At 58.2% G+C, this 14,013-nt stretch carries 14 protein-coding genes; 12 read left to right on the top strand and 2 right to left on the bottom strand.

Annotated features, from left to right (window positions below; translation table 11 throughout):
* Positions 1-2 precede the first annotated feature (2 nt).
* The 5 genes from EA795_RS09175 to EA795_RS09155 are packed head-to-tail and all read left to right on the top strand — an operon-like array spanning position 3 to position 6,852.
* Entirely contained in the window at positions 3-734 is a 732-nt protein-coding gene (locus EA795_RS09175; RefSeq protein WP_122076790.1) for a PP2C family protein-serine/threonine phosphatase, read from the top strand.
* Positions 735-743: 9 nt separating this feature from the next.
* Positions 744-1,712: a serine/threonine-protein kinase gene (locus EA795_RS09170; protein ID WP_122076787.1), complete on the top strand. Its 969-nt coding sequence runs from the start codon at positions 744-746 to the stop codon at positions 1,710-1,712.
* A gap of 14 nt (positions 1,713-1,726) precedes the next feature.
* On the top strand, positions 1,727-3,805 hold the full coding sequence (locus EA795_RS09165; RefSeq protein ID WP_058078504.1) for a type VI secretion system Vgr family protein: 2,079 nt from the start codon (positions 1,727-1,729) through the stop codon (positions 3,803-3,805).
* Between the two features lie 52 nt (positions 3,806-3,857).
* The gene (locus tag EA795_RS09160) at positions 3,858-6,293 is read left to right on the top strand and encodes a hypothetical protein (protein WP_122076784.1); all 2,436 of its coding nucleotides are present in this window, start codon (positions 3,858-3,860) and stop codon (positions 6,291-6,293) included.
* On the top strand, positions 6,286-6,852 hold the full coding sequence (locus tag EA795_RS09155) for a hypothetical protein (RefSeq protein WP_122076781.1): 567 nt from the start codon (positions 6,286-6,288) through the stop codon (positions 6,850-6,852). The genes EA795_RS09160 and EA795_RS09155 overlap by 8 nt, the downstream gene beginning before the upstream one ends.
* Before the next feature lie 142 nt (positions 6,853-6,994).
* On the opposite strand, the gene EA795_RS09150 is transcribed toward EA795_RS09155, so the two are convergent.
* Positions 6,995-7,678 carry an energy-coupling factor ABC transporter permease gene (locus tag EA795_RS09150; RefSeq protein WP_122076778.1) on the bottom strand — a complete coding sequence of 228 codons (684 nt, stop codon included), beginning with the start codon at positions 7,676-7,678 and terminating at the stop codon, positions 6,995-6,997.
* 105 nt (positions 7,679-7,783) lie between these two features.
* Positions 7,784-8,821, bottom strand: coding sequence for an NADP(H)-dependent aldo-keto reductase (locus EA795_RS09145; RefSeq protein WP_122076775.1), 1,038 nt, complete (start codon positions 8,819-8,821; stop codon positions 7,784-7,786).
* Positions 8,822-9,214: 393 nt separating this feature from the next.
* Here EA795_RS09145 and rplM point away from each other — a divergent pair, with 393 nt between their 5' ends.
* The 7 genes from rplM to EA795_RS09110 all read left to right on the top strand — a co-directional run bounded on the left by rplM (position 9,215) and on the right by EA795_RS09110 (position 14,006).
* Positions 9,215-9,643: a 50S ribosomal protein L13 gene (gene rplM, locus EA795_RS09140; protein ID WP_014851696.1), complete on the top strand. Its 429-nt coding sequence runs from the start codon at positions 9,215-9,217 to the stop codon at positions 9,641-9,643.
* A 14-nt stretch (positions 9,644-9,657) separates the two neighbouring features.
* On the top strand, positions 9,658-10,050 hold the full coding sequence (gene rpsI, locus EA795_RS09135; protein ID WP_014851697.1) for a 30S ribosomal protein S9: 393 nt from the start codon (positions 9,658-9,660) through the stop codon (positions 10,048-10,050).
* Positions 10,051-10,302: 252 nt separating this feature from the next.
* Positions 10,303-10,896 (top strand): ubiquinol-cytochrome c reductase iron-sulfur subunit, encoded by a 594-nt coding sequence (gene petA, locus EA795_RS09130; protein ID WP_014851698.1) that lies wholly within the window; start codon positions 10,303-10,305, stop codon positions 10,894-10,896.
* Positions 10,896-12,107 (top strand): cytochrome b, encoded by a 1,212-nt coding sequence (locus EA795_RS09125; RefSeq protein WP_014851699.1) that lies wholly within the window; start codon positions 10,896-10,898, stop codon positions 12,105-12,107. Before petA ends, EA795_RS09125 begins: the two co-directional genes overlap by 1 nt.
* The gene (locus EA795_RS09120) at positions 12,107-12,886 is read left to right on the top strand and encodes a cytochrome c1 (protein ID WP_014851700.1); all 780 of its coding nucleotides are present in this window, start codon (positions 12,107-12,109) and stop codon (positions 12,884-12,886) included. The genes EA795_RS09125 and EA795_RS09120 overlap by 1 nt, the downstream gene beginning before the upstream one ends.
* An 86-nt stretch (positions 12,887-12,972) precedes the next feature.
* Positions 12,973-13,605: a glutathione S-transferase N-terminal domain-containing protein gene (locus tag EA795_RS09115; protein ID WP_122076773.1), complete on the top strand. Its 633-nt coding sequence runs from the start codon at positions 12,973-12,975 to the stop codon at positions 13,603-13,605.
* Positions 13,602-14,006 (top strand): ClpXP protease specificity-enhancing factor, encoded by a 405-nt coding sequence (locus tag EA795_RS09110; RefSeq protein WP_058075619.1) that lies wholly within the window; start codon positions 13,602-13,604, stop codon positions 14,004-14,006. The genes EA795_RS09115 and EA795_RS09110 overlap by 4 nt, the downstream gene beginning before the upstream one ends.
* The last annotated feature ends 7 nt before the right edge of the window (positions 14,007-14,013 follow it).

The following is a 14,013-nucleotide window of genomic DNA, read 5'->3' as shown; positions in this document are numbered from 1 at the left end:
GCATGAGCGAAGTCGCGAGCGCCTGGCGCAGTGCCGCACGCACCGACACCGGCAAGGTTCGGGCGCGCAACGAGGACGCCTTCCTCGATCTGCCCGAGCGTGGGCTATGGGTGGTCGCCGATGGCATGGGTGGCCACCAGAATGGTGCATTGGCCAGCCGGCTGATCGTCGAAGCACTGGCCGAGCTGCCTCACGGGGGGGGGCTGGAGCAGCGCGTGGCCCAGGTACGTGGTTGCCTGCACGAGCTCAACCGCAGACTCGGCCAGGATCTGACCCTGGCTTGCGGCCAGGCCGACAGCCTGATGGGCAGCACCGTCGTGGTGTTTCTGGCCGAGGATGATCGCGCTGCCTGCATCTGGGCTGGCGACAGTCGCTGTTACCTCTGGCGCAGCAGTTGCCTGTATCAACTCAGCCGGGATCATTCGCTGGCCCAGTTGCTGATCGAGGAGCAGCAAATGAGCGCCGAGGAGGCGGCCCGCCATCCCCGCGCGCACGCCTTGACCCGCGCAGTGGGAGCCTGCGAAGCGCTGCAACTGGATATCGTCGAGTTCGACGTTCTGCCCGGTGACGCCTTGCTGCTCTGCAGCGACGGTCTCTACCAGAGCCTGTCACCCGATCAGTTGGGCGCGGCGCTGAACCTCGGTTCGGCACCGCTGGCCCTGCGGCGGCTATTCGACCAGGCGCTGCAGGGCGCCGCGCGGGACAACCTCAGCGCGATAGTGATTCGTCGGTGAGGAGCTGAGATGAGCGAGCAAGCGCTGGCTTCGGATCAGACCTATTTCGCCTTTGCCGAATCGGCTTCAGTGTTGAGCCCAGCGCAAGCGCGCCAACCGCTCAAGGCGCTGCCCGATGTGCTGTGTGGACGCTACAAGATCGAACGCCTGCTGGGCGTCGGCGGCATGGGCGCGGTCTATCGAGGGTGCGATCTGCTCCGCGAGCAGCTGGGGGATCCCGCTCCCTTCGTGGCGCTGAAAGCCTTGAGCGATGAGTTCGCCGAGTACGCCGACGGCAATGCGCTGCTGCATGGTGAATTCGCCATGACGGTCCGCCTGCATCATCGACACATCGTGCGTTGCCACAGTTTCGAGCTCGATCGGGGCAGCGAGCGTGCCTTCATCGTCATGGAGCAGCTCAGGGGCTGCACGCTGGACCATCTGCTGTTGCGCTATCCACAGGGGTTGCCTTGGGCCGAGGCGCGAGAAATCTCCCTGGCACTGCTGGAAGCGCTGGCCTATGCCCACACGCAGGGTGTGCTGCATGGCGATATCAAGCCCGGCAACCTGATGCTCGACGATGGGAACATCCGACTGTTCGATTTCGGCCTGGGTCGAATCGTCGGGGATGACGAGGCGAGCGTGCCGATACTGGCGCGAAGCCGCTTCTGCGCCTGGACGCCACGTTATGCCGCGCCGGAACTGATCGATGGTGGCGCGCTGAGCATGGCCACGGATATCTATGCGGTCGCGTGCGTTATCTACGAGTTGTGCCACGGTCAGCATCCCTATCGGCGATTGAGCGCCAAGCAGGCGCAGGGCATGGGCCTGGCTTTGGCGGCGCCGGCCGGTATGCCGGCTCCCGTCTGGAAGGTTCTCAAGAGGGGACTGGCGTTCGATGTTGCCAAGCGCAGTGACAGCCTTGAGCCATTGCTGGCTGCGTTTCGCGCCAATCCCGCATCTCCCCGTTTCGGCCGCTGGTTCGGCCGCCGTGCATGACAAGGAAGGTCACCATGTTCGATCCGGCCAATGAAAGCCATTTCAACTTGAGCATCGAGGGCGTCGAGCACGACTTCAAGGTGCTCCAGTTCCGTGGCCGCGAGGCGATCAGCCAGCCTTATCGCTTCGAGTTGGAGGTCGTCAGCGAACGCCACGATATCGATCTGCAAAGTCTTCTGCATCAGTCGGCCTTTCTCGCCTTCACAACCGATGGTGCAGGTGTTCACGGCCAGCTCCATAGTGTCGCGCAGGGGCAATCCGGCAAGCGTCTGACCCGCTACCGATTGGTGCTTGTGCCGCGGCTGGCCTATCTCGCCCATCGAACCAACCAGCAGATCCACCAGCACCTCAGCGTGCCGCAGATCGTCGCCCAGGTGCTCGAGGCGAATGGCATCCAGGCCGATGGTTATCGCTTTCAGCTGGGGCCGACCCAATACCCTGAGCGCCAATACTGCGTGCAGTACGGCGAAACCGATCTGCACTTCATCCAGCGTCTATGCGCGGAAGAGGGCATCCATTACCACTTCGAGCACAGCGCCGAAGGGCATGTGCTGGTGTTCGGTGATGACCAGACCAGTTTCCCGCGCCTCGGTCAACCGACAGCCTATGTTCAGGACAGTGGCCTGGTTGCCGACGAGCCGGTGATCAAAAGTTTCGGCGTGCGCGTGGAGACCCGTCCCACTCGGGTGTCGCGCCGCGATTACGATTTCGAGAAACCCCGCCTGCTGATGAAGGCTGCCAGCCAGGGCGAACAGAATCCCCAAGCTGCTCAGCCCGATCTGGAGGACTACGACTATCCCGGCCGTTTTACCGACCGTACTCGCGGCAAGTACCTCTCACAGCGCAATCTCGAACGCCATCGCAGCGACTACCGACTCGCCGATGGCCGCAGTGACCAGCCCAACCTGGTCGCTGGTCATCTCCTGGAAATCTCCGAACACCCCCGCCGGGAATGGAACGACCTCTGGTTGCTCAATGAAGTCATCCATGAAGGCAAACAGCCGCAGGTGCTGGAAGAGTCGATCACTCTTTCTCCAGGCTCGCACATTCAAGCTCCCTCTCCCCTTGTGGGAGAGGGGGCAGCATTCACCCAAGGCTACCGCAACCACTTCACTGCCACCCCCTGGGAGCTACCTTATCGCCCGCCATTCGATTATCCGAAACCCAAGGTGCTAGGCAGCCAGACCGCGATCGTCACGGGCCCTGCCGGGGAGGAAATCCACTGCGATGCGTACGGCCGCGTGAAGGTCCTGTTTCATTGGGACCGCCAAGGCCAGACGGATGACAAGAGCAGTTGCTGGCTGCGCGTATCGAGCAGCTGGGCCGGCGACCGTTATGGCGGCATCGCCATTCCACGCGTCGGTATGGAAGTGCTGGTCACCTTTCTCGAAGGCGATCCCGACCAGCCGCTGGTCACCGGCTGCCTGTATCACGCCGAACATGTTCCGCCCTACGAACTGCCGGCGAACAAGACCCGCAGCGTCTTCAAGACCCTCAGCAGCCCCGGCGGCGAGGGCTACAACGAGCTGCGCGTCGAGGACAGGAAGGGCGCCGAGCAGATTTATGTTCATGCCCAGCGAGACTGGGACCAGAACATCCAGCACGATCAGAAGATCCGCGTCGGCCACGAGCGTCATGACACCGTCGAGGCCAACAGCTACAGCGAGTTTCGTGCAGAGGAACACCTGACCGTGACTGGCGAGCGCAAGGTGGAAATCAAGCCGCAGGACCACCTGACCGTAGCCATCGATCAGCACGTCCAGTTGGGCAGTGCACAACTGACCAGGGCCGGTCGTGAGATCCACCTCAAGGCCGGGCAGAAAATAGTCATCGAAGCCGGTATCGAACTGACCCTCAAGGCCGGCGGCAGCTTCGTCAAGCTCGATCCGGGCGGCATCACCATCAGCGGCCCGCTGGCCAGGATCAACGCTGGCGGCGCACCGGGTAGAGGCTCGGGTATCGGCATCAAGTCGCCGCTGCCGCCGGGCATCGCCGATAGCGACAGGGCGGGGGAAGTGCTGGAGCAGGCGCAACCGAATGAGTCGGCCAGTACGCTGGCGAAGCGTAAACGGATGCTCAACTTCTCCGGTTAAGCAGGGACAAGCGCGAACTGCCGCTTGCAGGCAGAGGATCAGGACGTATCACATGGCCGAAGACAGACCAATCAACTGGGCTTATCCGTTTCCCGGCAAGGGGACGGAAGTCGACCCACTGCAATACTTGACCCATATGGCGAAGGCCAAGGGTGGCTACTATCCGACCGGCGAGAATGGCCTATGGCACGGTGGTGTACATTTCGACCAGGGCACCGCCGGTGCTTTCGATCAATCGAGCGTACGCTGTATCGCCGATGGCGAGGTGATTGCTTACCGTATCGATGAGAGCTATCCGCTTAGTGAGTTTGTCGATGAGGTTCCTCGCATCAATCGAGCCGCATTCTCGACGGGGTTCGTATTGGTCAAGCACAGCCTGCATCCGCCGCTGCCGGCCAATGCAGCGGGGGCTTCTTCCAGCGAACAAACGCCGCCTGTACTGACGCTTTACAGCCTCTATATGCATTTGCAGGATTGGGCGGGTTACCGAGCCAAGCCGCATTTGCCTCGGCCGGTATTCTGGGGAGGCGATACCTATGTCGTCGACACGCAAGGCGATGATTTGATCGTCCGCAGTCAACCCAGTCGAAGCGGAGCGGAAGTTACCAGGCTGGCCAACGGCACCCAGGTCAGAATCGGTATCCGGGATGGCGAATACTGCAAGCTGGTAGCAGTGCCGAGTGGCACGACGAATCCTGCACTTGTCGCAGGGGAAGATGGGGAGCTTCCGGGTTATCTCGCCTCCAAATATCTCAAGGCGCAAAAAGAACCTGAGGCCACGGATCAAGTGGTCATGCTTGAACAAGGGATTCCCATCAAGGCCGGTGAACTGATCGGCCACCCTGGGATTTACCAGAACCACAACAGTGCAGCCCAATCCCTGGTTCACCTTGAGGTGTTCAGTTGCGACGACGTGCCCGGCTTCATCGGCCGAAGCCGAGCCTGGGCCAGCAGATTGCCGGACAGTCAGAAAACCTTGCTTAAAGTCCATAAAGGCGCCAGCAAACTGATTGCTCACCGCGACGACATCAAGGCGGACAACCCACCCAAGCTGAGCGACAGCGGCAGCCAGATCGGCGTCGACCTGATAATCCCCCAGGCCCTTCTGGATGGCTTGCCGGCAGCGAACAAGATCCAAGTCAAAACACCCGTGGAAAGTAGCTCCACGCCTAGCACAACCTACTGGTGGCGATTGGATGGATTGTTCGCTGACGAAAATGGCAATCCCATCGACGGCTGGCTCGCTGAGCAAGACCTGATCACTACCCGGCATAGCCCTTGGGAATGGCTGGATTTTCAGTGGATCGAAGACACCGGTACTCCTCTAGAAAAGCTGGCTTATACCCTTAATGCCAGAGGCTTGCTGGATACAGATGAGCAGCACAACTACCGCGCCCAGATCAGCAAGGCCGATGGCGGTCCCATCATGTCGCTCGCTAGGCTCTACGAAATCGTCGATAACGACAAGGATAGCGTGTTGACCGGCAACGAAATGCGCGCTGCCTTGAAGAAACCTTGGCAGGCGCAGGTACTTGGACAACTGATTACTCGTTATGAAAGCGAATGGTTCTGGAACAAGGCCAAATGGGATGAGCTTGATCGACTTTTGGCAGATGAGGGCGGACAAGAGAACGCTGTTTGGGAAGTGGAAAAGAATCGGATTGAGAAGCTGAGCTGGTGGGGGGAGTTAGCGGGGAAGCACGGAGTGGATGAAGAAGGTAAGGCGTGGCATTTTCAGGCAGTATCATTAGTTGGGAGTTTTATTAAGGTTGGTAGAATAAATATAACTATTGAAATGCTTAAAAAGGTTTTTGAAGGCTTGCAAGATACCGATGAGGCGGACGAGTTGCTGGGTGAAATAGCTAGCCAGATCAATGCGGATTGTGAAAAATACAAGCTAGATACAGCCTTGAGGTTGAGCCACTTCTTTTCGCAGGTACGACAAGAAATCGGGTCTAAATGCAGAGTGGTTGAAGATTTCACATATAGCCCGGAGGGTTTGAAAAGTACTTTCAGGTATTTCAGGTTAAACCCAGAAGAAGCAAGCACTTATGGATATGCGGGAAGGGGTAGATTTGTATCGGTAGAGAATCAAATGGCTATCGCGAACAGAGCATATGCTAGTAGGTACGATAATGGCGATATTGCATCTGGCGATGGCTGGCGCTACAGGGGGCGAGGCCTGAAGCATCTAACTTTTAAAAGCAATTATTCTGATTTTAAAAATTACCATAAAAGTTTTTGGGGTGAGGATGTGGATTTTGTCCAGAATCCTGATCTGTTGCATGAGGACTATAAGTATGTGGTTCGCTCTGGTATCTACTTCTGGATGTCTAATAGTTTGTTCGTCGAGGCTGATAAGGGATCTGATGGGTCGGTTGTAGATGCAATAACTAGAATAATAAACGAGGCTACTGATAGCTATGGGAAGCGTAGAGAAAATTTTAAGAGGATTTTTGAGGTTGAGGAGGTTTTCAAGGATGTATAAGCAGGTTCTTGCTCTTCTAATCGGTTTTTTTGTAATGGTAGATGCTATAGCAGTTGGTAGTGATTCGCGTTATGTCGAAGAGTTCCATCCTTCAGTGGTGGTTTCTGAGCGGGATAAAAAGATAGTTGTTGTATTTTTGAAGAATAACTTCAAAGAGAGCATAAAAAATGACCACGTGGCGTCTGGTGAGATTTACTATATCCAAGTGCGGCCGCTGGCTCCTGACCTCAAGTATGTTTGGAAGGTGGAGGGCGATCAGATTTCTTCAGTGTTTTTTTTCAAGTGGAAATCCGCCGGCAGAGCTGGAAGGTCCATGTTCGTGCTGACGAAGACCGTGGTTTCAAATCGGCTTTTTGAGGGGTATTCATACTCGGTAATGGAGCTCCCCATTATTTTGGAAGGGGATACGTTATCGTTGAATTTTTTTCCAGGAGATCATCCGAGTGCCGCGCTGCAGAACTGCTACGAGGGGGTTTACTTGGAAGAGGGTAGAGTAGTCACCTGTGCTTACAAGAATGCTGATAATATAAAAAAATACTTGGCCCTTCAGGATGGATGATTTAAAAGCCCGAGGCGTCGAACCTTTATGCAGTTGAAGCTGGAAGCGAAGTGCTTTGTTCAGCTTGAAAAAAGCAGGCTTTAGGTGCAGATGCGTATGAGGGCAGATGAGACGTTGAGGAGTAGTAAGTCATCCTGTTTTCTCACCACTCCTCATCCTTCCACGGCGCCTGCAGATAACGGCTACGGTTGAAGGTTTCCAGCCACTCCGGTTTATAGACCACCAATGCGCTGATGGCGGTTCCGTTGATGAAGGCTTCGGGGAACATGATCAGCCATATGTAGCCTGCGAAGTCGTCCAGCCAGGGTGGCATCGGGTAGCGACCGTCGACCAACAGCACGACCAGCGAGGCCAGCACACAAAGAAGGGTGGCGAGCGCGGCCGGGAAGAAGCCGGAAAAGAAGATGAACACGAACAGGTTGCGTGGCTGTTTGCGCTCGACCAGCTGTGCGCAGGCTTCCGTTACCGCGACCGGAATCAATACCAGCAGTACACCATTCATACCTAGCGCCAGCAGGTGCTGGTGCCCGGTCACGGTCAGCCCCAGCTGCGCCAGGAAGGCGGCGAGAATCGCCAGCGGCCAGTCCAGCAGTAGCGTGACGGCGGTCAGTCCGATGAAGTGAAAGGACAGGCCTGACTCGAAGTCGCGCCGTACCAGCCATAGAATGAATATGGCCAGAATGGTGGCGAACAGGATGTGCTGGCGACGGCTGTCGCTGAATAGTTCGACCCATGGGGCGCGCAGGGTCGCCCAGATCAGCGCGAGGCCATAAATGAACCAGCCCGTGTAAATGCTGGACGGGGCCAGTAGTTCGGCAGAAATCACTGCTGCTCCTTTTTCATTTTCATCGGTGGCCAGGTCGTAATCATGTTGCGACTGGCCCGGGCCTTGTGATGATGCGTATTACTCATTCCCAATCGGAAGGCGCTATCAGGGTGCCGGGTTGGGTTGTTCGACATGGATGGCTTCTATGGCTTCCAGCACGCCCTCGGACAGCTGTACCTGCAGGCTCGCGAGGTTGTTCTCCAGTTGTTCGAGGTTGGTTGCGCCGATGATGTTACTGGTCACGAAGGGTTGTTGCGTCACATAGGCCAGGGCCATCTGGGCCGGGTCGAGACCATGCTCGCGTGCCAGTGCAACGTAGCGCGAGCATGCTGTCCGAGCCTGTGGGTTGCTGTAGCGGGCAAACCGGCTGAATAGCGTGATCCGTCCGTTGGCAGGGCGTGCGTCTCCTTCGTATTTGCCACTCAACATGCCGAACGCCAGTGGCGAATAGGCAAGCAATCCACATTGTTCGCGCATGGCGATTTCGGCCAGCCCTACCTCGAAGCTTCGGTTCAGCAGGTTGTAAGGGTTCTGGATGGAGACCGCTCGAGGCCAGCAGCGCGATTCCGCCAGCTGTAGAAACTTCATGGCGCCCCAGGGGGTTTCGTTGGAAAGGCCGACGTGGCGAATCTTGCCGGCCTTGATCTGTTCGTCGAGCGCCTCCAGGGTTTCCTCGAGAGGGGTGAACTCCTCATCCCGATGACGGTAGCCTAGCTGGCCGAAGAAGTTGGTGTTTCGCTCGGGCCAATGCAGCTGGTAGAGGTCGATCCAGTCCGTCTGCAATCGCTGCAAGCTGGCATCCAGGGCAGCGGTGATGTGCCGACGGTCCATTTTCAGCTGGCCGTCGCGGATATGAGTGATCCCGTTTCCGGGGCCGGCGATCTTGCTGGCGATGATCCAGTCCGCGCGGCCGCCGCGGGCCTTGAGATAGTTGCCGATGTAGCGTTCGGTGGTCGCGTAGGTTTCAGGGCGGGGCGGCACAGGATACATTTCGGCGGTGTCGATGAAGTTCACGCCCGCAGCCTTGGCCCGATCGAGCTGGGCGAAGGCTTGGGTTTCATCGTTCTGTTCGCCCCAGGTCATGGTGCCCAGGCAGAGCGCGCTGACGCGCAGGTCGGTACGGCCGAGTTGACGCTGTTCCATGGAAGATCCTTGTGCCGATGAGGTGATGGCGGGGCTGGGCTGAGGCTGTTGGTGCGATTTGTGCGTAGTCGCTCGACTGTAAACCGCCAATATGGTTCACGGGGCCGAGGAATATACAGCCATGCGGCGGCATTACGCCGCTTCGCAGCCCGAAGTCGCTTGCTATTTTTCTCTCAATCGGGATAATTCCGCAGCCTGTCGCCAGGGATGCCTAGCCTGTCGACGCAACAACATCGGTAGGGGATGCCTAGCCTACCAAACCACTGCCGTGGCGGACGCGCTGACCCGAGCCCCCGATAGCGTCTGTTTCCGGCTGCCCCGGCTTGCCAGGGCGAGCACCATTCAGTAAGATTCGCCGTCTTATTTTCAGGGCGGCCCCTGAGGCTATATCGAATGAAGACTTTTACTGCTAAACCGGAAACCGTCAAGCGCGACTGGTTTGTCGTCGACGCTGCCGGCCAGACCCTGGGTCGTCTGGCAACCGAAATCGCTAGCCGCCTGCGTGGCAAGCACAAGGCGGAATACACTCCTCACGTTGATACCGGCGACTACATCGTCGTGATCAATGCCGAGCAAGTGCGTGTTACCGGTGCCAAGACCACCGACAAGATTTATTACTCCCACTCCGGTTTCCCGGGTGGCATCAAGTCGATCAGCTTTGAAAAGTTGATCGCCAAGGCGCCCGAGCGTGTGATCGAGACCGCGGTAAAAGGCATGCTGCCGAAGAACCCGCTGGGTCGCGACATGTATCGTAAGCTGAAGGTGTACAAGGGTGCTGTTCACCCGCACGCCGCTCAGCAGCCCCAAGAACTGAAGATTTAACGGAATAGTTCATTATGTCGGCGACTCAAAATTACGGCACTGGCCGTCGCAAGACTGCAACCGCGCGCGTTTTCCTGCGCCCGGGTACTGGCAAGATCTCCATCAACAACCGCGAGCTGGATAACTTTTTCGGTCGTGAAACTGCTCGGATGGTTGTTCGTCAGCCGCTTGAGCTGACTGAAACCGGTGAGAAGTTCGACGTCTACGTCACCGTTCTCGGTGGTGGTGTGAGTGGTCAGGCTGGCGCAATCCGCCACGGCATCACTCGCGCGCTGATGGAATACGACGAAACGCTGCGTCCTGCACTGCGCAAGGCCGGTTTCGTTACTCGCGATGCCCGCGAAGTCGAGCGTAAGAAGGTTGGTCTGCGCAAAGCGCGTAAGCGTCCGCAGTACTCGAAGCGCTAATTCCGCTTCACAAAAAAACGCCCAGTTCTGCAACGAGACTGGGCGTTTTTTTATGCGTTGGATTTATTCCTGCGACAGCTTGTCGCGCCGCCTGAAGCCCGCATTACGCGGCTTTGGGCGGGTTTGTATCGGCTTATTGCCTTGTCTTTAAAGGGGGTTTTCTTTACCATTTGGCGAATTTTTCGCGGCCCAATTTTACGTAGTACAGGCCTGCCTTCGGTGGGTCATAAGAAACTGATGGGAGACGACTGAATGAGCAATGACGGCGTGAATGCTGGCCGGCGTCGCTTCCTTGTGGCTGCCACCTCGGTGGTGGGTGCTGCAGGAGCGGTGGGTGCCGCGGTCCCGTTCGTGGGATCGTGGTTCCCAAGTGCCAAGGCCAAGGCGGCCGGTGCACCGGTGAAGGTAAATATCAGCAAGATTGAACCGGGGCAGCAGATGGTCGCCGAATGGCGCGGGCAGCCGGTGTTTGTCGTGCGTCGTACCGAGGAGACGCTGGCTGGCCTGGACAAGCTCCAGGGCGCAGTGGCCGATCCGCAGTCCGAGGCATCGGAGCAGCCGGCTTATGTCGATCCCAAGTTCCGCTCGATCAAGCCTGAGTTGCTGATCCTGGTCGGGCTCTGCACGCACCTGGGCTGTGCACCTTCTTATCGTCCGGAAGTGGCCGCCGCCGATCTGGGCGCAGACTGGCTGGGTGGTTACTTCTGCCCCTGCCATGGCTCGAAATACGACATGGCTGGCCGTGTCTACAAGGGGCAGCCGGCTCCCTTGAACCTGCCAGTACCCCCGCACTCGTACGAGACGGATGATGTGATCATCATCGGTGTGGACCAGGAGAGCGCCTGATGAGCAAGTTCATGGAATGGGTTGATGCCCGCTTCCCCGCCACCAAGATGTGGGAAGACCATCTGTCCAAGTATTACGCGCCCAAGAACTTCAACGTTCTGTACTTCTTCGGCTCCCTGGCACTGCTGGTGCTGGTCAACCAGATCCTGACCGGTATCTGGCTGACGATGAGCTTCGAACCTTCGGCCGAAGGCGCCTTCGCCTCCGTCGAGTACATCATGCGCGACGTGGAGTACGGCTGGATCCTGCGTTATCTGCACTCCACCGGAGCCTCGGCGTTCTTCGTGGTGGTGTATCTGCACATGTTCCGCGGCATCCTCTACGGCTCCTATCAGAAGCCGCGCGAGCTAGTGTGGATCTTCGGCATGATGATCTATCTCGCGCTGATGGCCGAGGCGTTCATGGGCTATCTGCTGCCCTGGGGTCAGATGTCCTACTGGGGTGCCCAGGTAATCATCTCGCTGTTCGGTGCCATTCCGGTAATCGGCGGTGACCTGACGCAGTGGATTCGCGGTGACTACCTGATCTCCGGCATCACCCTGAACCGCTTCTTCGCTCTGCACGTGATTGCCCTGCCGATAGTGATTCTCGGTCTGGTGGTGCTGCATATCCTGGCGCTGCATGAGGTCGGCTCGAACAACCCGCTGGGTGTGGACATCAAGAAAACCAAGGATGAAGCCGGCGTGCCGCTCGACGGTATTCCGTTCCATCCCTACTACACGGTGAAAGACATCGTCGGTGTGGTGGTGTTCCTGTTCGTGTTCTGTGCCGTGGTGTTCTTCTTCCCGGAAATGGGTGGTTACTTCCTCGAGAAGCCGAACTTTGAAGAAGCCAACGCGCTGAAGACACCAGAGCACATCGCGCCGGTCTGGTACTTCACCCCGTACTACGCGATTCTGCGTGCCGTCCCGGACAAGCTGCTCGGCGTCATCGCCATGGGTGGTGCCATCGCGGTGCTGTTCGTCCTGCCGTGGCTGGATCGCAGCCCGGTTAAGTCCATGCGCTACAAGGGCTGGATGAGCAAGGTCGCGCTGGTGGTGTTCTGCATCTCTTTCATCATTCTCGGCGTGCTTGGCGTGTTGTCTCCGACGCCTGAGCGCACACTGGTATCGCGGATCTGTACAGCTATCTACTTCGGCTACTTCATCCTGATGCCGTTCTACACCAAGATCGAGAAGACCAAAGTGGTTCCGCAAAGGGTGGATGGCTGATGAAAAAGCAATTTGCTGCATTGATTCTTGCAATTCTGCCGGCCTTCTCCTTTGCAGCAGGCCCGGCAGTAGAGCTCGACAAGGTCGATATCGACCTGACCGACAAGGCTGCCATGCAGGATGGCCTGAAGACATTCGCCAACTACTGCATGGGCTGCCATAGCGCCAAGTTCCAGCGTTACGAGCGCGTCGCCACCGACCTGGGCATTCCGCCTGAAGTGATGATGGATAATGTCGTCTTCAGCGATGCCAAGATCGGCGACCACATGCGCATCGGCATGGAGCCCCAGGACGCCAAGGGCTGGTTCGGCGCTGCTCCGCCGGATCTGACTCTGGTTGCGCGCGTGCGCGGCAACGACTGGCTGTACTCCTACATGCGCAGCTTCTATGTCGACCCGGCGCGTCCCTACGGCGTCAACAACGAAGTGTTCCCGAACGTGGGCATGCCGCATGTGCTCGCTCCGTTGCAAGGTAACCGCATCGTTGGGTGCACCCAGGTTCAGGTGGTGGAGAATGGTCGCAAGCAGTTCGATCCGTTGACCGGTACGCCGATCACTCAGGAAGCTTGTGATCAGAAAATCATCGAGCCGGGTACCGGTACGCTGAGCGAGGCCGAGTACGACGAGAAGATCAAGAATCTGGTGACCTTCCTGGCCTACTCCGCCAACCCGGTGAAACTGGAAAGCCAGCGTATCGGCACTTACGTGCTGCTGTTCCTTGCCGTCTTCTTCGTGTTTGCCTACTTGCTCAAGCGCGAGTACTGGAAAGACGTGCACTGACAGACCGCTGTTTCGTGGTACATCGCGCGCGCCCTCATGGGCGCGCGCTTTTTTCTGCTATTCGATAATTCAAGTGAGGAGGGGCCATGGCCGCAACCAACAGGTTGGCCTGTTATTCCGATCCCGCCGACCACTATTCCCATCGCGTGCGTTTCGTGCTCGCCGAGAAAGGCGTCAGTGTCGATATCATCGACGTGGAGCCTGGTCACTGCCCGATCAAGCTGGCTGAGGTGAACCCGTATTCCAGCGTGCCTACCCTGGTGGATCGTGACTTGGCGCTCTACGAGCCCAACGTGATTACCGAGTATCTTGAGGAGCGTTATCCGCACCCGCCGTTATTGCCGGTCTATCCGGTGGCGCGTGCCAATACGCGCCTGCTGATGCACCGCGTCCAGCGCGACTGGTGCGCCCTGGTCGATCGCATCGGCGACAGCCGCACCAGCGACTCGATTCGGCTGCAGTTGCGCAAGGAGCTGCGGGAGAGCCTGACCGGGGTGTCGCCGATATTCGCCGAGATGGCCTATTTCATGAGCGAAGAAATCAGTCTGGTCGACTGCTGCCTGTTGCCTATCCTCTGGCGTTTGCCCAGACTCGGCATCGAGTTGCCGGGTGCGGCCAAGCCGATGCTCGACTACATGGAACGCAATTTCGCGCGTGCGGCCTTCCAGGCCAGTCTTTCCGCCGTTGAGCGCGATATGCGCCAAGAGAGGCCCTCATGACGTCAAGTCGCCCTTATCTGATTCGCGCGCTGTATGAGTGGATCGTCGACAGCGAATGCACGCCGCACATGCTGGTAAATGCCGAGTATCCCGGTGTGCAGGTGCCGCCGGGTTTCGTCAGCGACGGCCAGATCGTGCTCAACGTGGCGCCCGGTGCGGTGCGTAACCTGCAGCTGGGTAACGATGCCGTCAGTTTCGATGGGCGTTTCGGCGGCGTGCCGCACAATCTGCATGTGCCTTGTGCGGCGGTGATGGCGATTTACGCGCGTGAGAATGGCCAGGGAATGGTATTCGAGATCGAGCCAACACCGCCCGAAGACACGCCCGACGGAGATGGCCCTGTTCCGGAAGGTGAAGGCAATCGCCCGGCCGGCCGCCCAAGTCTCAAGGTCGTCAAGTAACGTGGCG

Origin of the sequence: Stutzerimonas nitrititolerans, from assembly GCF_003696285.1 — a bacterium.
Lineage (GTDB): Bacteria > Pseudomonadota > Gammaproteobacteria > Pseudomonadales > Pseudomonadaceae > Stutzerimonas > Stutzerimonas nitrititolerans.
Note: the sequence above shows the minus strand (reverse complement) of the source record. Positions and strands in the feature narration are given on the sequence as shown.